Below are 24,138 nucleotides of genomic sequence, written 5' to 3' on the forward strand. Positions count from 1 at the left end.
GCCCGGACCCAGCTTGGAAGGAGCGCGGACGCACCGGCCCGGAAGGCGCCCGCGCCAGGAGCCGAGACCATGGACCCGTCCCTTCCCCCAGAGCCCGCCTCCCAGGCACCGGAGCCCCAACAGGCCCCGCTCCCATCCATCGTCGGGTTCGACGCCCTGTCCCGGGAGGACGTGGCCCAGGCCGGAGGCAAGGGCGCCAACCTGGGAGAGCTGACGCGCGCCGGGCTGCCCGTGCCGCCGGGCTTCGTCATCACCGCCACCGCCTTCCAGCACGCCCTGGAGCCCGTGCGCGCCCGGCTGCGCGAGCTGTGGCAGCGCGTGGATCCGGACGACGTGGGGTCGCTCGCCGGGCTCACGCAGGCGCTGCGCGACCTGGTGCTCCAGGCGCCCCTGCCGGACGGGCTGCACGCCGGCATCCTCGCCGCCTACCACCAGCTGAGGGAGGGCGCTGCCGTCGCGGTGCGCTCGTCCGCCACCGCGGAGGACACCGCCACCACCTCCTTCGCGGGCATGCACGAGTCGTTCACCAACGTGGTGGGGGACGACGCGCTCATCGACCGCGTGCGGGCGTGCTGGGCCTCGGCCTTCGCGCCGCGCGTGGTGGCCTACCGCAAGGCCCAGGGGCTCACGGACGTGCCGGAGATCGCCGTCGTGGTGCAGGCCATGGTGGACTCGGCGCGCTCGGGCGTCATGTTCACCGTGGACCCCGCCAGCGGCGACCGCGGGCACCTGGTCATCGAAGGGGCCTTCGGCCTGGGGGAGGTCGTCGTGGGCGGGCAGGTGGAGCCGGACACCTACGTCGTGGACCGCGTGGGCCCCCGCATCCTGGAGGCACGCGTGGGCGTGAAGGCCTTCCAGCTGGTACGCGATGGCGTGGGCCACGAGCGGCGCGAGGACCTCACGCCGGAGCAGGCCCGCGCGCGGGTGCTCACGGACGTGCAGGTGCTGGAGCTGGCGCGCCTGGGGCTGCGCGTGGAGCGGCATTATGGTGCCCCCCAGGACCTCGAGTGGGCGGAGCAGGACGGAAGGTTCTACCTGGTCCAGTCGCGTCCGGTGACGACCGGGCTGGAGGGCGCCTCGGAGGCCCCGAAGGCCGCCGCGCCCGGGGCCCGGCCGCTCGTGTCCGGCCTGGGCGCTTCCCCCGGCACCGTGTCCGGCCGCGTGCGAGTGCTGCGCGACGCCCGGGAGGACTCGCGGTTGGAGGCCGGGGAGATCCTCGTCGCGCCCATGACCTCCCCGGACTGGGTGCCCACGCTGCGGCGCGCGGCGGCGGTCGTCACCGACAGCGGCGGCATGACGTGCCACGCGGCCATCGTCAGCCGGGAGTTGCGCAAGCCCTGCGTGGTGGGCACGCGCACCGCCACGAAGGTCCTGCGCGACGGGGAGGAGGTCACCGTGGACGGCGCCGCCGGCACCGTGCGCGAGGGCCGCGCCCCGGAGGCCCCGTCCGGCGCCACGGGGGGAGCACCCGCCCGGAAGGAGGCGCCGCGCCTGGGTGAAGCCGCCGCGCCCGAGGCGCTGGGAACGCGCCTCTACGTGAACCTGGCCCTGCCGGGGCAGGCCGAGGAGGCGGCGGCGCTCCCGGTGGACGGCGTGGGCTTGCTGCGGGCGGAGTTCATGCTCACCGAGGCCCTGGGCGGCGTGCACCCGCGCAAGCTCATCTCGGAGGGCCGGAGCCGCGAGTTCGTCGAGCGGATGTCCGGCGCGCTGCTGTCCATCACCCGCGCCTTCCGGGGCCGCCCGGTGGTGTACCGGACCACGGACTTCCGCACGAACGAGTTCCGGGGGCTGGAGGGCGGCAGCGACTTCGAGGCCACCGAGGCCAACCCGATGATTGGCTTTCGCGGCTGCTACCGCTACCTGCGCGAGCCCGAGGTCTTCCAGCTGGAGCTGGAGGTGCTCGCCCGCGTGCGCGAGGAGACGCCCAACCTCCACCTGATGATTCCCTTCGTCAGGACGAAGTGGGAGCTGGAGGCGTGCCTGGAGGCCGTGGACGCAAGCCCGCTGGGACGCCAGCGCGGGCTGGAGCGCTGGGTGATGGCGGAGGTGCCCTCCGTCGTCTACCGCATCCCGGAGTACGCGCGGATGGGCATCACCGGCGTGTCCATCGGCTCCAATGACCTGACGCAGCTCATGCTGGGCGTGGACCGGGACTCGGAGCTGTGCGCGGAGCTCTTCGACGAGGAGGACGCGGCGGTGCTGGACGCCATCGTCCGCATCATCCGGGCCAGCCGGGAGGCGGGCATCACGTCGTCCCTCTGCGGCCAGGCCCCCTCCAACCGCCCCGCCTTCGCGGAGCACCTGGTGCGCGCGGGCATCACCTCCCTGTCCGTGGATCCCGCGGCCGTCGGTGCCACCCGGGCGGTCGTCGCGGCGGCGGAGCGGCGGCTGCTGCTGGAGTCCGCCCTGCGCCGCTAGGGCGCGTTTCCGGCGTGCGTGCCGGCGTGCGCGTCCGCGGCCTCCGCCGTCGGCAGCGTGAAGAAGAACGTGCTCCCCGCGCCGGGCGCGCTCTGCACGCCGACCTGACCGCCATGGGCCTCCACCAGCCCCTTCACGATGGCGAGCCCCAGCCCCGCGCCCTCCTTGCGCTTCGGTCCGGCCTGCCAGAAGCGCTCGAAGATGCGCGGCCGGTCGTCCGCCGCGATGCCGGGGCCCGTGTCCGTCACCAGGAAGCGGACCTGGCCCGCCTCCGGCTGGACGCGCAGGAGGATGTGTCCTCCCTCGGGCGTGAACTTGAGGGCGTTGCCCAGCAGGTTGGAGAGGATCTGCAGCAGCCGCTCCGGATCCGCCAGGACGCGGGGCACCGCCTCCGGCACGTGGGCCTGGAGCCGCAGGGACCTGGCCTCCGCGAGCCCCCGGTGCTGCTCCATCACCTCCTGGATGAGCGGCGCCACCTCCAGCGGCTTGCGCTCCACCGGCAGGACTCCTCCGTCCATCCGGGCCACGTCCAGCAGGTCCTGGATGAGCCGGTTCGCCCGCTGGACCGACTTCTGGAGGGTCTCCAGGCGGTGCCGGGCGCCGCCGCCTTCGGGCAGGCCCTTCTCCAGCATGTTCGCGCTGAGCTGGATGACGTTGAGCGGGGCGCGCAGGTCGTGCGCGACGACGCGCAGCACCTCCTCGCGCATGCGGGTGGCCTGCTCGGAGCGTTCGTACAGGCGGGCGTTGTCGATGGCGAGCGCGGCGCGGCGGGCCAGCTCCTCCGCCTGGGCCAGCTCCCGGGCCCCGTAGCGGCGCCCGGACCCGGACGTCGCGAGGAGGATGACGCCCAGGTTCCGGTCCCGGCTGTGCAGCGGCACGATGATGGCCGACCGGGGCGCCAGCTGGCGCAGCTGCTCCAGGTGGCGGGCATCCACCGCGACCGCCTCGAACATCTCGGGCGGCACCTCCGGCAGCAGCACGGGCCGTCCCGTGCGCAGCACGGAGGCGGTGATGCGGTCCGGCGGGAGGGGCTGCGTCCCGTACGCCTCGCCCAGCGTCCGCAGCCGCTCCGCCACCCGCGGATCCGAGGCCGCGCGCTCCACGCGATGCAGGCGTCCGCTCCCGTCCACACAGGCCACCACGCACCAGTCCGCCAGCGCCGGCACGGTGAGCTGCGCCACCGTGGCGAGCGTCGTCTGGGACGACAGCGACGCCGCGAGCCGCGGGCCCACGTCCGCCAGGAAGCGCCAGGCCTGCTCCAGCTCCTGGCGCTCGGTGATGTCCTGCATCTGCGAGATGAAGTGGACCGGCCTTCCCGCGGCGTCGCGCACCACCGCGCTCCACACGAGGATGGCGATGCGCCGGCCGTCCTTGCGCAGGTAGTGCTTCTCCCGCTGGAAGGACCTGATTTCCCCCCGGCGCATCCTCGCGGCGTTCTCCTGGTCCAGCGCCACGTCTTCTGGCGCGGTGAGGTCCTGGAAGGACCGGCTGAGCAGCTCCTCCCGGGTGTAGCCCACCAGCTCGCAGAGCGCCGCGTTCACGTGGAGGAAGCGGCCGTCCAGGTCCACCAGCGCCATGCCGACGGGGGCGCCCTCGAACGCGGTGCGGAAGCGCTCCTCGCTCAGGCGCAGCAGGTCCTCCGCCCTCCGCCGCGCGCTGATGTCCCGGAGGATGACGGTGAGCAGCAGCGTGCCGTCCACGTTCAGCTTGGAGATGCTGGCCTCCGCGGGAAACCGCTCCCCGCCCTTGCGCTGGCCGAGGATGGGCAGCCGCTCGCCCATGTGCCGGGGCGTCACCGTGCCCTGCGCGAAGTGCCGCACGTGCCGCGTGTGGAGCTCCCGGAGGTTTTCGGGGAGGAGCACGTCCAGCGGCTGTCCCAGGACCTCGCTCGCGGAGTAGCCGAAGATGCGCTCGGCGCTCGCGTTGAACAGGATGATGCGCTGCGCGGCGTCGATGGAGATGATGGCGTCCGCGGCATGCGTGACGATGCCTCCGAAGCGCGCCTGCGACAGCCGCAGCGACTGCTCCATGCGCCGCCGGCTCGCGTCCAGCCGGGAGAGGGCGTTCGCGTTCCAGAGGGTCACGGTGAGGAACGCCGCCATCGTCACGAGCACGAGGAGCGTGATGCCCTCGGTGGTCCCGTAGAACCCCAGCCGCTCTCCCAGGATCCGGGCTGCGCCCACCGCGGGCACGACGACCAGGACCGCGAACAGCAGCCGCCGCGCGGAGTGCCCCCCCAGGTCGTCCCGCAGGAGCGCGCCCATGACCCCCTGCTCCGGGTGGAGGGAGAGCAGCCCGCCTGAAAGCAGCAGCAGGGCCAGCGACACGGGAGGCCCTGGCGCCCGGGAGGCGCCCGTCACCGTGTTCAGGGGCGGCAGCCCGAACCAGTGCCCCTGATACAGCCCCGCGATGAGCCCCCACACCGCGACCAGCGCCGCGCAGGAGGCGAGCCACCGCGCGGGGGCCCCTCCGCGCCGCGTGCGCACGTGCAGGGTCCAGAGCGACAGCCCCGTGAGCACCAGGCCCAGCTCGCCGCCAGGGGCCTCCCGGGTGAGGCCCACGAGGCCCAGGCCCACGGCCCCGGTCGCCAGCGCACGCCCCGCGGCCCGCCGCGCGCCATGCGTCGCCGGGGCGTGGAGCAGCCAGAGCGCGCCTCCCGCGGAGAGCAGACCGCCCGCGCTCCAGGGTGACGCCCGGCCGGAGGACGTGGAAAGCGACAGGGCCCACCGGCCCAGCTGGAGCGCGCCCACCAGGAGCGCGAACGCGATCGCCACGGGGACGAGCCACGCGAGCACCCTCGCGAACAGGGGTGCCTCCTTCCGGGGGGGAGGCGCGGGCGGGACGGCGAGCGGCGGATGCGTCATGGATGCCCCAAGGTCATCGTGGGCTGGCCGGTCCGCCACCGCCGGCCGCGGGACAGGCCCCCTTGCGCCCAGGGCCACGCGAGCAGCAGGGGCACCAGCGCGGCGGCGACGGCGACCAGGACCCGGGCCCCGTCCCGAGCGTGCAGGGGGTGCAGCCCCACGAGCGCGGCCAGCGCGGGCACCTGGATGAGCGGCGCGGAGAGGCCCAGCGACAGGGCGCAGACCCACCGCGCGGTGCGCGTCCGCAGCCGGGTGAGGACGGCCGCGAACGCGGCGCTCGCGAGGATGAGCGAGGCCATCGCCACCGCCCGCGCGCGCTCGACGTCCTGCCCCTCCGACAGGCACCGCGCGTAGGCCCAGACGAGCCCGCACGCCAGCAGCCCACCCACGCCCGTGAGGAGGGCCCATTCACGCCAGGAGAAGAAGCGCGCCGCGGGCCTCGCGCGCACGGGGGCGAGGCGCCCGGGCCGCGCGGCCGCCTGGAAGGCCAGCATCGCGGTGGGGTGGATGATGAGCTCCAGCCACACGATGTGGATGGGCAGGTACAGCAGCGGCTGGCCCCAGAGCGGCAGCAGCGCCGCCGTGCCGACCAGCGGGATGTGGACGAGCAGCAGGTAGAGGAAGCAGCGCTGGAGGTTGGAGAAGAGCTGCCGGCCCTCCGCGATGGCGCGGACCAGCGTGCCGAAGTCGTCGTTCAGCAACACGATGGAGGACGCCTCGCGAGCGCTGCGTGTTCCCCGCTCCCCCATGGCGATGCCCACGTCCGCGGCCTGGAGCGCCGGCACGTCGTTCACTCCGTCCCCGGTGGCGGCCACCACCTCGCCCTGCCTCCGGAGCGCCTTCACCAGCGCGTACTTCTGGGCGGGCAGCGCGCGCGCCACCACGTCCACGGGGGGCACCGTGCCCGTGTCGGCAAGCCGCGCCTCCAGGTCCGCGCCCGTGAGCACCTGGGGGTTGGCGCCTCCCAGTCCCAGCCGCCGGGCGACCGCGAGCGCCGTCCGGGGGTGGTCCCCCGTCACCATCACCGTGCGCAGCCCCGCGTCGCGGCACTCGCGCACCGCCGCCTCCACGCCCGCGCGCACCGGGTCCTCGCACGCCACGAGCCCCAGGAAGTCGAAGCCCCGCTCCGGCTCGCCGCCATGCCAGTGCGCCGCGTCCAGTGTCCGGCTGGCGCACGCGATGACCTTGAGGCCCTCGTGCGCGAGCGCGTCCAGGCGGAGCGCCCACTCCCGCCGCGCGTCCGGGGTGAGCTCGCACAGCTCCAGCACCCGCTCGGGCGCGCCCTTCACCGCGGCGAGCAGCGTCCCGGGCCCCTGCCGCACCACCGACGTCTCGCGCCGGCGCTCCTCGGTGAACGGGAAGGTGGCCTCGCGGGCAGGGCCGGGCAGCTCCGGCAGCTCCCGCGCCCCCGCCTCCAGCAGCGCCACGTCCAGGGGGTCCCTGCCCTCCTCCCGCGAGGCCAGCACCGCGGTGCGCAGCAGCGCCTGCTGCGAGGTCCCGGGGGACGGCAGCAGCCGGGTCACCCGCAGGAGCCCCTCGGTCAGCGTGCCCGTCTTGTCCGAGCAGACGCAGCTCACCCTGCCGATGTTCTCCACCGAGACGGCCTGCCGCACCAGCGCCTGCCGCCGGGCCAGGCGGTACACGCCCGCGCCCAGGAAGAACGTGAGGGCCACGGGGAACTCCTCGGGCAGCGCCGCCACGCCGAGCGTCGCCGCGCTCAAGAGCGCGTCCAGCCACCCGAAGCCCTGGCGCCAGCGCACGAGCGCCAGCACCGCGCAGAGCGCGCCCGCCACGCCCACCAGCACCGCCACCAGGTGCGCCACCGCGTGCTGCAGCGGCGTGCGGGCCCGGACCTCCTGGCCCGCCGAATGGATGATGCTCCCGTACAGGGTCTCCGCCCCGGTGTAGACGACGCGCACCCAGGCCGTCCCGGTGAGCAGCCGCGTCCCCGCGAGCCCCCAGTGCATGCCGTCCACCGCGGGCTCGGCGCCGGGCGGGAGGCGCTCCAGCGGCCGCTTGCGCACGGGCAGCGACTCGCCGGTGAGCGGGGACTCCTCCGCCTGCAATCCCTGCCCTCGCACGACCAGGCCGTCCGCGGGGAACTGGCCGCCCGCCTCCACCCGCACCAGGTCGCCCGGCACCACGTCGCGCGCCGGCACCTCCACTTCGCGGCCGTCGCGCAGCACCGTGGCGCGCTCGGCCAGGCGGCCGCGCAGGCCTTCGGTGGAGGCCTGGGTCCGGTGGTGCAGGAAGACATCCATGCCGAGCAGCGGGACGAGGGCCAGCAGCATCACCCCGCCCTCCACGTGCTCCCCCAGGGCGAAGTACAGGACGCTCGTGGCCACGAGGAACCAGAGCATCGGGTCGCGCGAGGCGTCGCGCAGGCTCTGGACAGGAGAGTGCAGGGACGGGCCCCGCACGTCGTTGAGGCCGTGACGCGCGCGCCGCGCCAGCACCTCTTCCGCATCCAGCCCCCGTGCTTCTTCCCAGCCATGAGGCAGGCGATTGACCGGCACAAGGACTCGCATGATGCCCCCGGAAGAAGCTGGGGTCCTGCACGGGCGTCGGCAATGCGCCCTGCCCCCGTGAGCCAGTCGGGACGCGGGCGCCCGGCCGGGGTCCCCTTGCGAACGCCGTCCGGCCGCTCCACGCATAGAGGACTTCGGCCAGGAGGGCGCGGATGCGGATCCTCATCACCTATGGAAGCAAGCTGGGCGGGACCCGGGAGATCGCCGGGCAGCTCGCCAGCGACCTGCGGGACGAGGGCCTCGACGCGGAGGCGCTTGCGACGCCCGGGGCTTCATCGCCCGTTCCATGGCGCGTGAGCACGCGGGGGACTGGCGGGACTCCGGACAGCTTGCCCGCTGGGCGCGCAGCGTGGCCGCGGAGCTGGGGGAGGCCGCGTCCGCGCGGGCCGAAGTCGAGTCCGCGAGCCAGGAGTCACCGCGATGACAGTGACTAGCTTGCAGGGGGGATGACAAGGAGAGGCCATGACCATCGCCTGCGCGACCAACTTCTCGGACACCGCCCGGCGCGCCTGTGACACGGCGGCGCTGCTCGCCCGGCGGATGAACGTCCCGCTGTGCCTCGTGCACGTGCTGACCGGGACGCTGGTGCGGACCTTCGGGGACGCCATCTGCGAAACCGCCCGGTCCACGCTGCGGGACGAGTGCGACCGGCTGCGGGCCACGGGTGCCCAGGTCGACTCCGTGCTCCTCACGGGGGAGCCCGAGGAGGCCCTGCGGGAGCTGGTGGTGATGCGCGGCATCCAGTGGGTGGTGGCCGGCGCGCCGCGCGAGGACACGCCCTTCCGGGGCCTGGGAGGGACGGTCGACCGGATGGCGCAGCTGCTGGAGGTCCCCTTCCTGGTCATCCGCGAGGGCTCGGGCCTGGAGGCGTGGGCGCGCGGTGAGCGCCCCCTGCGGCTCATGCTGGGCGTGGATCGCTCCAGGCCCTTCGAGGTCGCCCGGGAATGGGTGAAGACGCTCGCGAAGGTCGGGCCCGTGGAGGTCGTGGGCGGCCGCGTCGTCTGGGTGGGCAGCGAGGCGGAGCGGCTGGGGCTGGTGCATCCGCACAGCTACAAGGACATGTCCCCGGAGCTGCGGGAGGCGCTGGAGCGCGAGTCCGACTCGCTGCTGGAACCCCTGCGCGCCGCGGGGCTGCCGGTGCGGTCGCGGCTGGAGCCGGGGCTGGGGCGCATCGCGGACCACCTCGTCGCCCTGGCGGAGGAGGAGCAGGTGGACCTGTTGGTGGTGGGCACCCACCAGCGCAGGGCGCTCGCGAAGCTGTGGAGCGTGTCCCAGTCCGCCCGGCGCCTGGCGCCCATGTCGGTGGTGAGCGTGCCGGTGCGCGCGGCGGAGCAGGGGCTGGAGCAGGAGCCCCCCCGGGTGCGGACGGTGCTCGCGACCACGGACTTCGGCGAGGCCGGCGACCGTGCCATCGCCTACGCCTTCGCCATCACCCCTCCAGGCGGCACCGTGCACCTGCTGCACGTGGAGCCGGCGGAGGCGACACCCGAGGAACTCCAGGCGGCGCGGCACCAGTTGGAGCTGCGCGTACCGGGCCCGGAGCACGACGGGAGTCACAAGGTCGAGCTGTCGGTGCTGAAGGGCGACGACGTGGCGGGGGTCATCACCCAGGCGGCCGAACGCCACTGCGTGGACCTGGTGTGCCTGGGCACCCATGGCCGCACGGGGGTGAGCCGCATGGTGCTGGGCTCGGTGGCGCAGCAGGTGATGGCCCGCAGCGACCGGCCCGCGGTCACGGTGCGCATGCCGCGCGCCTGAAGACAGACGAGGTGAGACATGAAGGCAACCGTGTTCCGGGGCACCCAGAAGCTGGGCGTGGAAGACGTCGAGAAGCCAAAGGCAGGCGCGGGCGAGGCCATTGTCCGGGTGACGCTCACCACCATCTGCGGCACCGACGTGCACATCCTGCGCGGCGAGTACCCGGTGAAGCCGGGCCTCACCGTGGGCCATGAGATGGTGGGCGTCATCGACGAACTGGGGCCGGGCGTGACGGGCTACCAGGTGGGGCAGCGCGTGCTGGTGGGCGCCATCACGCCGTGCGGCCAGTGCCGGGGCTGCCTCTCCGGGCACGCGTCCCAGTGCGGCCACGGCGAGGGCCTGGAGGCCATGGGCGGCTGGCGGCTGGGCAACACGATGAACGGCGTGCAGGCGGAGTACGTGCGCGTGCCCTTCGCGCAGGCGAACCTGGCCCCCATCCCGGACGAGCTGAAGGACGAGCAGGTGCTGCTGCTGGCGGACATCGCGTCCACCGGCTTCAGCGGCGCGGAGTCCGGCGGGGTGAAGATTGGGGACGCGGTGGTGGTGTTCGCGCAGGGGCCCATCGGGCTGTGCGCCACGGTGGGGGCGCGGCTCATGGGGGCGTCGCTGGTGATTGGCGTGGACGGGGACGAGGCGCGCCTGGCCATGGCGCGCAAGCTGGGCGCGGACGTGGTGCTCGACTTCCGCGACCAGGACGTGGTGGCGGAGGTGAAGCGGCTCACGGGCGGCGGCGTGGACGTGGCCATCGAGGCGCTGGGCACGCAGCAGACCTTCGAGAGCGCGCTGCGCTCGCTCAACCCCGGCGGCACGCTGTCCAGCCTGGGCGTGTACTCCGGGAAGCTGCAGCTGCCCTACGACGCGTTCGCCGCGGGGCTGGGGGACCACCGCATCGTCACCACGCTCTGCCCGGGCGGCAAGGAGCGCATGCGGCGCCTGATGGAGGTGGTGCGCGCGAAGCGCGTGGACTTGACGCCGCTCTTCACCCACCGCTTCGCGCTCAAGGACATCCGCGACGCGTATGAGCTGTTCAGCCAGCGCAAGGACGGGGTGCTCAAGGTCGCCATCCGGCCTTGAGCGGGCGGGCCCCCGCCAGCGACATTTTTCGTCCCCCCCGGAATATGCGCGCGGCCCGGCGTACTCCGCTGGAAAGCGGCCGTCGCCGCTGCCTCGCTCAAGGGGACTCCCATGGCGCAACACCTGCTTCGCTTCCCGCGTTTTCTCCCCTTCGTGGCGGCCTCCGTCCTGGCTGCCTGTGGCGGTTCGGAGGACGACCCCGGTGACGGCCCCGGGCCCGACGGGGCCTGCGTGCGGAACATCTCCGGCGACCTGACGGCCGCCACGACCTGGGAGCCGGGGGCGCAGCAGTGCACCTACGCAGTGACAGGGGTGGTGGAGGTGAGCGGGGCCCTCACGCTGGCGCCGGGCACGGTGGTGCGCTTCGGGCCGGACGCCGGCCTGCTCATCATGCCGACAGGGTCCCTCAACGCGGTGGGCACGGAGGCCGCGCCCATCACCTTCACCGGGACGACGGCCACGCCGGGGTCCTGGAAGGGGCTCGCGTTCAAGTCCAACAACCCCGCGAACGTGCTGGAGCACGTGGTCATCTCCTACGCGGGCAGTGAGAGCCCCTTCTGCTGTGACTTCTTCCATGGCCCCGGCGGCAGCCTGGAGGTCCGGGCCGCGGTGGTGGTGGGCTCCCAGCTCCAGGACTCCGTCAGCCAGGTGCGCATCGCGAACACCACGGTGGAGAAGAGCGGAACGCTGGGCCTCTTCGCCTTCAACAAGGCGCGGCTGCCCGGCTTCTCGCGCAACCTCTTCCGGGGCAACCTGGGGGCGCCTGTCAGCGTGAGCCTGTCCATCGCGAGCGCCCTGGACGCCACGACCGTCTATTCCGGAAACAGCGCCACCAGCCCGGTGGCCAACGGCGACAACACCGTCCACCTGCTGGCGGCGCCGGAGGCGGACACCGCCACGGCGCAGACGGTGCACAAGCTGGACGTGCCGTATGGCATCTCCACCGGCATCCCGGACACGACCGTGGAGTACGCGGGAGCGCTCACCATCGAGCCGGGGGTGCGGCTCCATTTCGAGGCGATGTCGGGCCTGCGCATCACGCAGACGGGCTCGCTGGTGGCGCGGGGCACGGCGGCGGACCCCATCGTGTTCACGGGCCGGACGGAGACGCCGGGCTACTGGAAGGGCATCTCCATCCGCTCCCTGGACGCGAGCAACGTCATCGCCCACGCGCGGGTGAGCCACGGCGGCTCGGACCCCTTCTGCTGCGACGCCTTCACGAACACGGGCGACATCCAGGGCAACATCACCCTGGGTGGCAACTCGGGCCGGGGCCGGCTCCAGCTCACCGACTCGCTCGTGTCCCAGGGCACGGGCTGGGGCGTGTTCGTCTTCAAGGACTCCGCGTTCACCCAGAGCGCCAACACCTACGAAGGCAACACCGGCACCGTGGGCTACGCGGCCCCCTGACGCCGCGCCGCCGTGCAGCGACGTTGGGGTTTTGAACAATGCACGGTCAAGACACGACAGCCTGCACGCGCAATCACATCCACACCCGGCCGGCGCGTGCATCCTGCGGTTCATGAGCGACAGCCCTGACCTCAAGACCGCCGACCTCTGTGACGCCCACGCGGGGACTCCGCACTTCCAGGTCGCCGAGCCTGGATTCCAGGACTACGGCGGACGCCGGAGCTTCTCCGGCCCCATCAGCACGGTGCGCGCGCCGGAGGACAACTCCCTGGTGCGCAAGGCCCTGGAGGAGCCCGGACAAGGCCGCGTGCTGGTGGTGGATGGCGGAGGCAGCCGCCGCTGCGCATTGGTGGGCGACGTGCTCGCGGCGCTGGGGCAGAAGAACGGCTGGGCGGGCGTGGTGGTGAACGGCTGCATCCGCGACGCGGAGGAAGTGGGCCGCACCGCCATCGGCGTGAAGGCGCTGGGCACGCACCCGCTCAAGAGCGGCAAGCGCAACGAGGGCCAGCGCGACGTGGAGGTGCGCTTCGCGGGTGTCACCTTCATCCCCGGCCACCACCTCTACGCGGACGCGGACGGCATCGTCACTTCGGAGAAGCCGCTGCGCTGAGCTTCGCCTTCCCCGCCCCGGGCCACACAGAGCGCAGCGTCCCCGCGATGGTGCGCAGCGCTTCCGCCCTCGGATGCCCCGGACGCCACGCCAGCGCGAGCGTCCTGCCGGGCCCCGGCGGCGCGAAGGGCCGCACCACCAGCTGCCCCTGCCGGTTCTCCATGCGCACCGCGAGCTGGGGCAGGAGCGTGACGCTGCCCGACGCCATCACCATCTGCGCGAGCGTCGTCAGGCTGGTGGCGCGAAAATCCACCTCGCGCGCGCCCACGCGCGTGCACAGGGCCAGCGTCTGGCTGCGAAAGCAGTGCCCGTCCTCCAGCAGCAGCACGTCCTCGTCGTCCAGGTCGGCCAGCCGCACCTGCTTCTTCTTCTCCAGCGGATGCCCCGGCGGCGCCGCGACGACGAAGGGGTCCTCCGCGATGACCTCGTGCTCCACCTTGAGCCCCAGCTCCGCGTCCACCGCGAGCAGCGCCGCGTCCAGCCGGCCCTCGTCCATGTCGCGCATCAGGAGCGCCGTCTTCTCCTCGCGCAGCCGCAGCTGGAGCTTCGGGTAGCGCTTCACCAGCGCGGGCACCACCTCCGGCAGCACGTAGGGCGCCACCGTGGGGATGGCCCCCAGGTGCAGCGGCCCCGCGAACGGATCTCCCATCCGCGCCGCGGCCTGGAGGATGTCGTCCGCTTCCGTGAGCACCCGCCGCGCCCGCGCCACCAGCTCCGTGCCCTGCGGCGTGAGCATCACGCGGCGCGCGTCCCGCTCGAACAGCTTCACGCCGAGCACCGACTCCAGCTGCTGAATCTGCGCGCTCAGGGCCGGCTGGGAGACGTGGCACCGCTCGGCCGCCCGCCGGAAGCCCAGCGTGTCCGCCACCGCCACCAGGTACTCCAGCTGCCGCAAGGTGATGTCGTTGAGCGAGGCCATGGTCCTCCCTGGAACCGATAGCCCCTGCCTATCACTCCCATCCAAACGATGTCTTGGCCCAATCAGTGGGACCTCTCTACCTTTCCCCGCGTTGAAGTGCCCCTGAAGCCCCACGCAAAGGAAAGCGTCCATGTCCCAGCGCCCCACCCTGACGACCGAAGCGGGAGCCCCGGTCTCCGACAACCAGCACTCGCAGACGGCCGGCCCCAACGGTCCGGTGCTGCTGCAGGACCACCACCTGCTGGAGAAGCTGGCCCGCTTCAACCGCGAGCGCATCCCGGAGCGCGTGGTGCACGCGGTGGGCTCCGGCGTCTACGGCACCTTCGAGGTGACGCAGGACCTCACCCGCTTCACCCGCATGAAGGTCTTCAGCGCGGTGGGCAAGAAGACGGAAGCGTTCCTGCGCTTCTCCACCGTGGCGGGCTCCAAGGGCGCGCCGGACACCGCCCGCGACCCGCGCGGCTTCGCGGTGCGCTTCTACACGGAGGACGGCAACTGGGACCTCGTGGGCAACAACACGCCGGTGTTCTTCCTGCGCGACGGCATCAAGTTCCCGGACTTCATCCACTCGCAGAAGTACGACCCGTACACGAACTGCCAGGAGCCGGACAACGTCTGGGACTTCTTCTCCCACTCGCCGGAGGCCACGCACCAGTTCACCTGGCTCTTCGGGGACCGCGGCATCCCCGCGACGCTGCGGCACATGGATGGCTTCGGCTCGCACACCTTCCAGTGGGTGAACGCGAAGGGCGAGCGCTTCTGGGTGAAGTTCCACTTCAAGACGGACCAGGGCATCCGCACCCTCACCACGCAGGAGGCGGAAGTCGTGGGCGGCAAGGACCCGCAGCACCACCAGCGCGACCTGAACCAGGCCATCGACCGGGGCGAATTCCCCTCGTGGACGCTCAAGGTGCAGGTGATGCCGGAGGCGGACGCCGCGAACTACCGCTTCAACCCCTTCGACCTCACCAAGGTGTGGCCGCACAAGGACTACCCGCTGATGGAGGTGGGCAAGCTCACGCTCAACCGCAACCCGGAGAACTTCTTCGCGGAGGTGGAGCAGGCGGCCCTGGACCCGGCGCACTTCGTGCCCGGCATCGGCCCGTCCCCGGACCGGATGCTCCAGGCGCGCCTGTTCGCGTACGGCGACGCGCACCGCTACCGGGTGGGCATCAACAGCACGCAGCTGCCGGTGAACTCCCCCAAGGGCGTGAAGGGCGGCGCACGCAACTACGGCCGTGACGGCGCCATGCGCTTCGATGGCAACGGCGGGCGCGGCCCCAACTACGAGCCCAACAGCTTCAATGGCCCCGCCCAGACGGACGAGGCCCCCGGCACGGGCTACGCGGTGAGCGGCCTGACGGGAACCTTCGTCCACGGCAAGCACGCGGAGGACACCGACTTCGTGCAGGCCGGCGCCCTCTACCGGCTGATGGACGAGGCGGCGAAGGCGCGGCTGGTGGAGAACATCTCCGGCAGCCTGGCGCAGGTGAGTCGTGAAGACATCATCACCCGGGCCATCGCCCACTTCCGCGCGGCGGACGAGGAGTATGGTTCTCGCATCGCCACCACCGTCCAGCAGAAGCGCCGCGCTCGCTAGGAAGGAACACCGACCATGAGCCCCCCGAACGATCCGAAGAACGCTGCTCCGCCCTCCGCCGAGGATGCCGCCGTGATGGACTTCGTGAGGAGCGCCTTCGCGGTCGTCCGCTCGGGGGACGCCGGGAAGCTGCGCGAGCTGCTCGACGCAGGGCTCCCCGTGGGGGTCCGCAACGAGCGGGGGGACTCGCTGCTGATGCTGGCCAGCTACCACGGCCACGTGGACGCGACGCGCCTCCTGCTGGAGCGCGGCGCGGATCCGGAGCAGCCCAACGACGCGGGCCAGACGCCCCTGGCCGGCGCGGCCTTCAAGGGCAACGAGGCCATCGCCACGGTGCTCCTGGACGCGGGCGCGAACGTGGATGGCGCGGGCCCGGATGGGCGCACGCCGCTCATGTTCGCGGCCATGTTCGACAAGGTGGAGATGATGGAGCTGCTCATCCAGCGCGGCGCGGACCACCGGGTCCGGGACGCGGACAAGCGCACCGCGCTGGACTATGCGCGGTCCATGGGCGCGGCGCGCGCGGCGGAACGGCTGGCGCCGAAGGCCTGAGGCCCTCCGGGGCTCATGCGTTCGTGTGGCCCCAGGCGTTCTCGGACGGCCTGCGGTCCCCACCTCGGGCCGTCTCCTCCACCCACGAGGTGACGGCTTCCACGATGTGCCCGGCGTCGATGCCGGCAGCGTCCAGCAGCTCCGCGGGCTTGCCGGAGCCGGGCATCTTCGTCACCGCGAGGCGCACCACGGTGGGCAGCTGTTCGCGCTCGCCGGTGAAGGCCTCCAGCACCGCGTCCGCCAGGCCCCCTTCCGCCCAGTGGTCCTCCACCACGAGGAGCCGGCCCTGGGTCTCGCGCGCGGCCTCGCGCAGCGTCTTCGCGTCCACCGGCTTCACGGAATACAGGTCGATGACGCGCACCGCGATGCCGTCCTTCTTCAAGAGCTCGTAGGCCTTGAGCGCTTCGTGCAGCGTGATGCCGGCGCCCACCACCGTCGCCACGTCGTGGTCGGACTGGCGCACCACCTTGCTGCCGCCAATGGGGAAGTCCTCCGTCGCGGGGTAGAGCACCGGCGTCTTCTCGCGCGTGCTTCGCAGGTAGGTGATGCCCTGGCGGTCCACCACCTGCGCCAGCAGCTTCGCGGTCTGGTTGGCGTCGCTCGGGTAGAGCACCGTGCTGCCGCCCACCGCGCGCATCATCGCCAGGTCCTCCAGCGCCATCTGCGACGGCCCGTCCTCGCCAATGGACACGCCCGCGTGGCTGCCGCACAGGTGCACCGTGGCGTTGGAGATGGCCGCCATGCGGACCTGGTCGTACGCGCGGGACAGGAAGGCCGCGAAGGTGCTGACGAAGACCTTCTTGCCCAGCACCCCCAGGCCCACCGCGCTGGACACCATGTTCTGCTCCGCGATGAACATCTCGAAGTAGCGCTTCGGGTGCGCCTTCTGGAACTCGTTCGAGTACGTGGAGTTGGACACCTCCGCGTCCAGCGCAACCACCTCTGGCCGCGCGTTGCCCAGCGCCAGGAGCGCGTCGCCGTACGCCTTGCGCGTGGCCTCCTTCTGGCCGACCTCGTACGTGGGCAGCTTCAGCGGCGCCGCCTTGTCCTCCACGGTGGCCTTCAGCGCCTCCGGCTTCTTCACCTGGATGCGGACGTTGCGCTCCCCGCCCAGCTCGCGGATGGCGTCCTTCGCCTTGTCCTCCGGCAGCGGCTTGCCGTGCCAGCCGTCCTGGTTGGCGATGAGCGAGGAGCCGTGCCCCTTCTCCGTCCGGCAGATGAGGCAGGTGGGCTGGCCCTTCTTCGCCTGCGCCTCTGCGAAGGCTCGGTCGATGGCGCCCAGGTCGTGGCCGTCCAGGGTGAGGGCGTTCCAGCCGAAAGCGCGGACGCGGGCCGCGTAGGCCTCCAGGTTCCAGCCCAGCTCCGTCTCCCGGCTCTGCCCCAGCCGGTTCACGTCGATGATGGCGCACAGGTTGTCGAGCCCGTAGTGGCTGGCCTTGTCGAACGCCTCCCACACGGAGCCCTCCGCCGTCTCGCTGTCGCCCATGAGCACGTATGTGCGGAAGGGCAGCCCGTCCAGGCGCGCGCCCAGCGCCATGCCCACGCCCACCGCCAGGCCCTGCCCGAGCGAGCCGGTGGCCACGTCCACGAGCGGCAGCACGTGCGGGTTCGGGTGGCCCTCCAGGCGGCTGCCGAACTTGCGCAGGGTGAGCAATTCCGCGTCGTCGATGGCGCCCGCCGCCTTGAAGGCGGAGTAGAGGACCGGGCAGGCGTGCCCCTTGGAGAGCACGAAGCGGTCGTTGTTGGGGGCCTTGGGCTGCTGGAAGTCGAAGCGCAGGTACTTCTGGAAGAGCACGGCCATGATGTCCGCCGCGGACATGGACGAGCTGGGGTGGCCCGAGCCCGCCGCCGTGGTGCAGCGGATGCTGTCGATGCGCAGCTGCGCCGCGAGGTCCGCCAAGGTGTCCGCCATCGTTTCGCTCCGGGTTGGGGGGACGAAGGGTGTGCCCCCGCTACTGTGTTGACTGCCCCGGCTTGCGAGAAGCGTCGCCCCCCGCTGGCCCTCGTCCCAGGCAGAATCCGCGAGTGCCTGCCCGCCCGGCCGGACCTGGAGGGCGGGGCATGCACAACTTGAAGGAACGCCATCCGGGAGCCCTGTGCCCCCGCCGGGAGAACCCATGAATCCGCTGCGACAGCTCGCCGAGTTCGGCCAATCCGTCTGGGTGGACAACCTCCAGCGCAGCTACATCACGAAGGGCACGCTGAAGAAGTTCATCGAGGAGGACGGGCTCAAGGGGCTCACCTCCAACCCGACCATCTTCCAGAAGGCCGTGTCCGGCAGCGACGACTACCAGGACCTCTTCGACGCGGCGAAGGGCAAGGGCATCAGCGGCAACGACCTCTACGAGCAGCTGGCCGTGCGCGACGTGCAGGGCGCGGCGGACATCCTCAAGACGGTCTACGACGCGACGAAGGGCCAGGACGGCTACGCGTCGCTGGAGGTGTCCCCCCGGCTGGCGCTGGACACGCAGGGCACGCTGGAGGAGGCGCGGCGGCTGTGGAAGACGCTCGCGCGGCCCAACGTGATGGTCAAGGTCCCGGGCACGGTGCCGGGCGTCCCCGCCATCGAGCAGCTCACCGCCGAGGGCCTCAACATCAACGTGACGCTGCTCTTCAGCCAGGAGCGCTACAAGCAGGTCGCCGAGGCCTACGTCGCCGGCCTGGAGAAGTTCGCCGCGTCCGGCGGGGACGTGAGCCGCGTGGCGAGCGTGGCGTCGTTCTTCGTCAGCCGCATCGACGCCATCGTGGACAAGGAGATGGAGAAGAAGCTCAAGGCGGGCGCCACGCCCGAGCAGCAGAAGGCGATGGAGGGGCTGAGCGGCAAGGTGGCCATCGCCAACGCGAAGCTCGCGTACCGGACCTTCAAGGAGGTCTTCGGCAGCGCGCGCTGGAAGGCGCTCGCGGCGAAGGGCGCGAAGGTGCAGCGCGTGCTCTGGGCGAGCACCAGCACCAAGAGCCCGAAGCTGCGCGACGTGCTCTACGTGGAGGAGCTCATCGGCCGCGACACGGTGAACACCATGCCTCCCGCCACCATCGACGCGTTCCGCGACCACGGCAAGGTGCGCCCCAGCCTGGAGGAGGACCTGCCGGCGGCGGAGGCGACGATGCGCCAGCTGGAGGCGGCCGGCATCTCCATGAAGACGGTGACGGACGAGCTGGCCACCGACGGCATCCGCCTGTTCACCGAGTCCTTCGACCAGCTGCTCTCCGCGGTGGGAGAGAAGCTGAAGAAGACCTGATGACGGACACGCGCTACACGGCGCCGGGCTTGAGCACGGTGTCGTAGACGCGCTGGGAGAGGCCGGACTGGAGGAAGTCCATCTCTCCGCCCACCATGGCGAGGTACCTGGCGGCGCCGGGGTTGCTGGCGCCTTCGTTGGCCGCGCCGCCGGGGCCCATGAAGTGGGACAGCAGGCCCGTCCGGACGGTGGTGGGCGCCGTCCCGTCGCGGCCCCAGAGGTAGTGCTCGTTGGCGGAGACGGCGCCCAGCCGGGCCATCTGCGACATGTACCAGGCACCGACGTGCACGTTCTCCCAGACGTTGGCCAGCTCCCCGTCCTGGGTGGCCTTCGGATCCCAGGCGCTGCCATCCGCGCGCTTCAGTCCGTCACTGCTCGCGTAGTTGCGGAAGTCCTCCAGGTTGGAGGCCGCGCGCGGCTGCAACAGGCCGATGGTCTTGTCCGGGGTGACGCTGCCGTCGGACTCCACGTTGAGCTTCGGGTTGAAGGTGGACTCCTGCGCGATGTCCGCCAGCAGCATGCGCGTGGCGTCCTGGAGCGGCAGCTCCGGGAGGTACCGCTTGGCGGCGCTCAGCGCGGCCTCGGCGATGGGGCGCTTGTTCTTCTCGAACCCGGCGCGGTTCGCGTCCCCCACGCCGTGCATCTCCGTCCCGACCGGGTGCAGGGACGCGAGCTTGTCCATGTCCGCCATGGCCTGGGTCACGCCGTAGTCGCCGCTCACGCCCTGGGTGCTGGAGACCGCGTCCACCCGCGGAGTGCCGGTGTTCGCGGGCACCGGCTGGCCACCCGTGCCCGCCGGTACCGGCTGCCCCCCGCCATCCGCCGTGGCGCCCTGCCCGTCCGAGGGACGCGCCATCTGGCCTGACGACGTCAGCAGGGACAGCGCGCGCAGCGAGTCCCCGAAGTAGCCGCCGCCCTCGGTCGTCTTCGTCATCTCGTTCCACATCGCGCTTCGGTAGCCGGCGTCCGGGTCCGCGATGGCGCCCGCCGCCGCCATGGAGACCGCCGTCGCGTTGTGGTTCTTCGACAGGGACGTGCCGTCCAGCGCGTACGTGTCGCCGATGTTCTCGACGCCCTGCGACTTCCAGAAGGTGTTCACCTTGTCCAGGTACGCCTTGGCGCGCGGGTCGTCATTCCAGGCCGCGTCCAGACCGACGCGCCAGGGGGTCCGCATGGCGTCGTAGGAATGGTTCGGTCCGCGGTCCAGCGGCTTGCCACTGGCATCCAGCCAGTCCGGCACCAGCCCCGTGTCCTTCGAGCCGGGCTGCTTCAGCGCCTTGTCCAGGATGTCGTAGCTGGAGTCCGCGACCTTGTCCCAGCGCGTGTCCCCGGTGAACTTGCTGAACTCCTTGTAGTACGCGGGCGCGAAGTAGCTGGGGTTCGTCTCCGAGGAGCCGCCGAACGCGTCACCCGGCTTGAGCACGTTCGTGCCCGGCTCCACCTCGTGCTCCAGGATGTTGCCGAGGAGCGTGGTGGCGTCCTGCTTGTAGCCCCCCCACTTCGTGTCGGCGGTCACGAGCGCCATCGCCATGTCCTCGTCCGCGTCCGTGGCGCCGTTCTGGCCCAGCGTTCCGCCCTGGGCGTCGATCCGCCAGTTCATCAGGCCGTTCTCGTTCAGGTGGGACTGCGCGTACTTCCACAGGCCATCGAACGTCGTCCGGTCCCCGTTGTTCGCGGCGAGCAGCATCCCGTAGCCGATGCCCTCCGACACCGTGTCGCCGTTGTTCTCCGGGCGCTGCACGCGCAGCGCACCGTTCGCGCCGTCGGCCGTGACGTACTTCGCCTTCCAGTCCGCGTAGCTCTGCTGCACGGCCGCGTCCGCCGTCGCCTTGTCGGGCGCCAGCGTCTTCGCCGTGCTCGCGGCCGGTTGGCCCGCGGCCTGCGCCTGCCCGGAGAACGACTGCCAATCCGCGCGGGTGTTGGGGCCCGCATCGAAGCCATCCTTCACCGTGGCGGGCCGGGACACGGACTGCTTCGCCGCCCCGGCATCCGGAACGGCCGGGGGCTGGACCTCATGCGTCTTCACCTCCCAGCGCTTCGAGGAGGGGACGCAGGAACCATTGGAGGACAGGGCAGAGACCATGGGAACGCTCCGTTCGGGGAGGTGGGCCGGTGACGGCCGGATACCCACCTCCAAAGCAGGAGCGATGCCAGGGTCCGCGCCTCCCTGCTTCAGAGGGACACGCAGGCAGGAAGTCGCGTGCACTGGGTGACCGCAGTCACCCGACCGCCTTCCACCGGGTGACAGCCGTCACCCGGCGGCGCCGCTAACGCCCTCCGCGAGACCGGGGCACCTTCAAGCGGACGGGGACGGCGGCGGCCTCCGGAGCCGGGTGCGTCTCCAGCCAGCGGGCCACGCTCGCGGCTTCGGGCTCGCGCGTGGCACGGACGAAACGCTCGCGGGCCGCTTCCGCCTCCTGCCTCGCGGGCTGCTGCTCCCCGGCATCCCACAACGCCTTGGCGAGCGCGAAGCCTGACTCCGCCAGCGTCCCCTCCGGCATCGACGGGTACCCCACCGCCAGCCGCAGCGGGGCAATGGCGTCCTTCGCGCGGCCCAGGCCCAGCAGCGCCTGGCCCACGCCGTCCTGGCTGTACTGGAAGGTCTCGTCTCCCGGCGGCGCCACCTGCTGCTTCGTCGCGAGCGCCTCCTCGTAGACGCGCAGCGCCTCGTCGTAGCGGCCCAGCGCCAGCAGGCACATGCCCACCTCGTCCAGCCCCTCCGCCACCGGCAGCGTGCGCGCTCCCAGGAGCGCCTTGCGGATCTCCACGGCGGCGCGCGCGTGCGGCAGGGCCCGGGCCGGCTCCGCCGCCTCGCGCAGCGCCCAGGCCAGGGCGTCATGCCGGCGCGCGGTGTCCGGGTGCAGCGGGCCCACCGAGGCCTCCGTCAGCGCCAGCGCGCGCTCCATCAGCGCCACGCCGCGCGCGGTGTCCTTCATCCGGATCGCCAGGCCGCCCTGCAGGAAGAGGATGCGCGCGCGCAGCGGGTGGCCCTCCGGCAATGCCGCCTCCGCGCGCGCCCGCGCTTCCTCGAACAGGGCGCTCGCGCGGGGGAAGTCGCTCCTCGCGACCGCGAGGTTGCCTTGATTGACCCGCACCTCCGCTTCCAGCACGGCGTCGCCGCCCATGCGCCGCAGCGTCGCGTCCGCGAGCCCGCTCCAGATCTCCGCCGGGTCGAAGTGCCGCTGCCCCTCCTCCACGTAGAGCAGCCGGTTGAGGATGGTGACCTTCAGCCGGTCCGCGCGCCCTGCCTCCGCGTCGAAGGCCGCCTGCCGCAGCGCGACGGCCGCCCCGGGTGAGTCCCCCAGCTGCTCGCGCATCCAGCCCTGCTGGAGCTGGAGCCGGGCCATCAACGGCGCGTACCCCGTGGCCCGCACGGCCTCCACGAGCGGCTCCAGTTGCGTCCGGGCCTGCTCCAGGCGCCCGCCCTCCACCAGCACCTTCACCTCCGACAGCCGCGCTTCCAGGCGCTCCACCTCGGCGCGCTCCGCGGGCGACTCCGGCAGCCGCTGCTGCTCGCCCAGCCTCGCCACGTCCGCGCACTCGTCCAGCGCGGGGAGCGCGTTCACCAGCGACAGGGACTTCTCCACGAGGGGGGCGTCCGCGGTGGACAGCAGCGCCACCACCGCGCGGGCGTCCTCGCGCCGCCGCTCCAGGCACACCACGCGCTCGACGCGCAGGGCCTCCGGCTGGGTGCCCTCCACGAGCGTGGCCCTGCACGCCTCCGTGTGTTGCCGGCTCCAGCCGCGCGCATACGCATCCAGCGCGTCCGCCACGCGCCCGGCCATGTCCGCCCCCAGCGGGCTGCCCGTGGCGGTGAAGGCACGCACCACCTGCTCCCGCTGCGCCGGCCCCCACACCCGCGCCATGAGCGCGTCCGCGCCCTCGCACACGCGCGACTGTTGATGGAGCACGCCGCCGCCCACCAGGAGTCCTCCGGCCAGCAGGGCCGTGCCTCCCCACGCGCGGCGCCGGGCCCTTCGCTTCGGCTCCTGCCCCAGCACGTCCAGCAGCTCCGCGAGCGTCGGGAAGCGCTCGGCCGGGCGCAGCGCCAGCCCGCGCATCACCGCCCGGCCCACCCACGCGGGCACCCGCGAGTCGCGCGGCGGCTCCAGGAGGCGGGGGGCGTTCGGGCCCTCCAGGTCGGCGGGCGTCCGCAGCGCCTGCATGCGCGCGGCGTCGAAGGGGCGCTGGCCGTAGAGCGCGGCGTACAGCGCGGCGCAGAAGCTGAACTGGTCCGTGCTCGCGTCCGGGACCGCGCCCAGCACCTGCTCCGGGGACATGTAGTTCGGAGTGCCCATCACCGCGCCGGTGACGGTGATGGGCGCATCCAGCATGCGCCGCTCCGGGGACAGCGCGGCCGCTTCCCGCGCGGCGGGGTCCGCGTCGTCGCCGGAGGGCAGCCCCACCTGGCGCGCGAGCCCGAAGTCCGTCACGCAGACGCGGCCCCGGCGGTCCCTCAGCACGTTGGCCGGCTTGAAGTCGCGGTGCACCAGCCCCGCCGCATGCGCGGCCACGAGCCCCCGGCCCGCGTCCAGGTACACCTCCAGCACCTCGCGCCACGAGCGGGGCGCATCCTTCAGCCACTGCCCCAGCGTGCCCCCATCGAGCAGCTCCATCGCCAGGAAGACCTGGGCGCCCCAGATGCCCACGTCAAACACCGGGATGACGTTCGGGTGCGAGATGCGCGCCATCGCCTGCGCCTCGCGCAAGAGCCGCGCCCGCCCCAGCTCCGGATCCGCGTGGCCCTCCGAGCGCAGCAGCTTCAGCGCCACCTTCCGGTCCAGGTCCGGATCATAGGCCGCGTACACCACGCCCATGCCTCCCGCGCCCAGCGGCCGTAGCAGGAGGTAGCGCCCCACCTGGATGGCCGGAGACGGCCCTGGCCGGGGCTGCCGGTCCGATTCATTCGTCGCAGGCACGGTCTCCGCCGAAGCTCGCGGCAGCAGGCGCGTTGCCTCGCCGTCAGGACGGCGCGCGGGAAGCGTGTCGTCGCGCTCGTCTCCGGCTGGGGTCTTCATGGTGGGTGACATTCTATGGGCCCCCGCGATGCCATCACCATGCCACCCACAACCGGGCCGCTGCCTTCTTCGATAATGGTGGGACCGCCGTCCGCGGTCTCCTTCCCCGAGCGCAAGGCTTGCTCATGAACATCACCCGTCCCCAGAC

The 24,138-nt window shown here is 72.5% G+C and carries 15 protein-coding genes; 9 read left to right on the top strand and 6 right to left on the bottom strand.

Annotated elements, in window-relative coordinates; all coding sequences use genetic code 11:
- Positions 1-69 precede the first annotated feature (69 nt).
- Positions 70-2,418: a phosphoenolpyruvate synthase gene (ppsA, locus tag D7W79_RS08760; RefSeq protein WP_120524888.1), complete on the top strand. Its 2,349-nt coding sequence runs from the start codon at positions 70-72 to the stop codon at positions 2,416-2,418.
- On the opposite strand, the gene D7W79_RS08765 is transcribed toward ppsA, so the two are convergent.
- Together D7W79_RS08765 and D7W79_RS08770 are read right to left on the bottom strand one after the other, a co-directional pair.
- The gene (locus D7W79_RS08765) at positions 2,415-5,282 is read right to left on the bottom strand and encodes a sensor histidine kinase (protein ID WP_120524889.1); all 2,868 of its coding nucleotides are present in this window, start codon (positions 5,280-5,282) and stop codon (positions 2,415-2,417) included. The two genes, ppsA and D7W79_RS08765, sit on opposite strands and share 4 nt — an antisense overlap.
- Positions 5,279-7,810 carry a cation-translocating P-type ATPase gene (locus D7W79_RS08770; protein WP_158616919.1) on the bottom strand — a complete coding sequence of 844 codons (2,532 nt, stop codon included), beginning with the start codon at positions 7,808-7,810 and terminating at the stop codon, positions 5,279-5,281. The genes D7W79_RS08765 and D7W79_RS08770 overlap by 4 nt, the downstream gene beginning before the upstream one ends.
- Before the next feature lie 286 nt (positions 7,811-8,096).
- On the opposite strand from D7W79_RS08770, the gene D7W79_RS43585 reads away from it, so the two are divergent.
- The 5 genes from D7W79_RS43585 (at position 8,097) to rraA (ending at position 12,662) form a co-directional block, all read left to right on the top strand.
- A complete protein-coding gene (locus tag D7W79_RS43585) occupies positions 8,097-8,234 on the top strand; it encodes a hypothetical protein (protein ID WP_158616920.1) in 138 nt (45 codons plus the stop codon).
- A 38-nt stretch (positions 8,235-8,272) separates the two neighbouring features.
- Positions 8,273-9,568 (top strand): universal stress protein, encoded by a 1,296-nt coding sequence (locus D7W79_RS08775; RefSeq protein ID WP_120524891.1) that lies wholly within the window; start codon positions 8,273-8,275, stop codon positions 9,566-9,568.
- An 18-nt stretch (positions 9,569-9,586) separates the two neighbouring features.
- Positions 9,587-10,642, top strand: coding sequence for a zinc-binding dehydrogenase (locus D7W79_RS08780; RefSeq protein WP_120524892.1), 1,056 nt, complete (start codon positions 9,587-9,589; stop codon positions 10,640-10,642).
- Between the two features lie 153 nt (positions 10,643-10,795).
- The gene (locus D7W79_RS08785) at positions 10,796-12,052 is read left to right on the top strand and encodes a hypothetical protein (protein ID WP_208729673.1); all 1,257 of its coding nucleotides are present in this window, start codon (positions 10,796-10,798) and stop codon (positions 12,050-12,052) included.
- A gap of 112 nt (positions 12,053-12,164) precedes the next feature.
- Positions 12,165-12,662 (top strand): ribonuclease E activity regulator RraA, encoded by a 498-nt coding sequence (gene rraA, locus D7W79_RS08790; RefSeq protein WP_120524894.1) that lies wholly within the window; start codon positions 12,165-12,167, stop codon positions 12,660-12,662.
- Here rraA and D7W79_RS08795 read toward each other — a convergent pair.
- Positions 12,637-13,581: a LysR substrate-binding domain-containing protein gene (locus D7W79_RS08795; protein WP_120524895.1), complete on the bottom strand. Its 945-nt coding sequence runs from the start codon at positions 13,579-13,581 to the stop codon at positions 12,637-12,639. The two genes, rraA and D7W79_RS08795, sit on opposite strands and share 26 nt — an antisense overlap.
- 130 nt (positions 13,582-13,711) lie before the next feature.
- On the opposite strand from D7W79_RS08795, the gene D7W79_RS08800 reads away from it, so the two are divergent.
- Together D7W79_RS08800 and D7W79_RS08805 are read left to right on the top strand one after the other, a co-directional pair.
- Positions 13,712-15,181 (top strand): catalase, encoded by a 1,470-nt coding sequence (locus D7W79_RS08800; protein ID WP_120524896.1) that lies wholly within the window; start codon positions 13,712-13,714, stop codon positions 15,179-15,181.
- Positions 15,182-15,196: 15 nt separating this feature from the next.
- A complete protein-coding gene (locus D7W79_RS08805; RefSeq protein WP_120524897.1) occupies positions 15,197-15,733 on the top strand; it encodes an ankyrin repeat domain-containing protein in 537 nt (178 codons plus the stop codon).
- A 13-nt stretch (positions 15,734-15,746) separates the two neighbouring features.
- Here the strand turns inward: D7W79_RS08805 and D7W79_RS08810 are convergent, their stop codons facing one another.
- Complete coding sequence (locus D7W79_RS08810) at positions 15,747-17,645, bottom strand: transketolase (protein WP_120524898.1); 1,899 nt, start codon at positions 17,643-17,645, stop codon at positions 15,747-15,749.
- A 205-nt stretch (positions 17,646-17,850) separates the two neighbouring features.
- On the opposite strand from D7W79_RS08810, the gene tal reads away from it, so the two are divergent.
- Positions 17,851-18,972, top strand: a complete 1,122-nt coding sequence (tal, locus tag D7W79_RS08815; RefSeq protein ID WP_120524899.1) for a transaldolase — start codon at positions 17,851-17,853, stop codon at positions 18,970-18,972.
- A 13-nt stretch (positions 18,973-18,985) separates the two neighbouring features.
- Here tal and D7W79_RS08820 read toward each other — a convergent pair whose 3' ends face one another.
- Positions 18,986-21,055 (bottom strand): family 8 glycosyl hydrolase, encoded by a 2,070-nt coding sequence (locus D7W79_RS08820; protein WP_120524900.1) that lies wholly within the window; start codon positions 21,053-21,055, stop codon positions 18,986-18,988.
- Between the two features lie 184 nt (positions 21,056-21,239).
- A complete protein-coding gene (locus tag D7W79_RS08825; RefSeq protein ID WP_158616921.1) occupies positions 21,240-23,990 on the bottom strand; it encodes a serine/threonine-protein kinase in 2,751 nt (916 codons plus the stop codon).
- Positions 23,991-24,138: the final 148 nt, after the last annotated feature.

Origin of the sequence: Corallococcus exercitus (genome assembly GCF_003611585.1) — a bacterium.
GTDB classification, from domain to species: domain Bacteria; phylum Myxococcota; class Myxococcia; order Myxococcales; family Myxococcaceae; genus Corallococcus; species Corallococcus exercitus.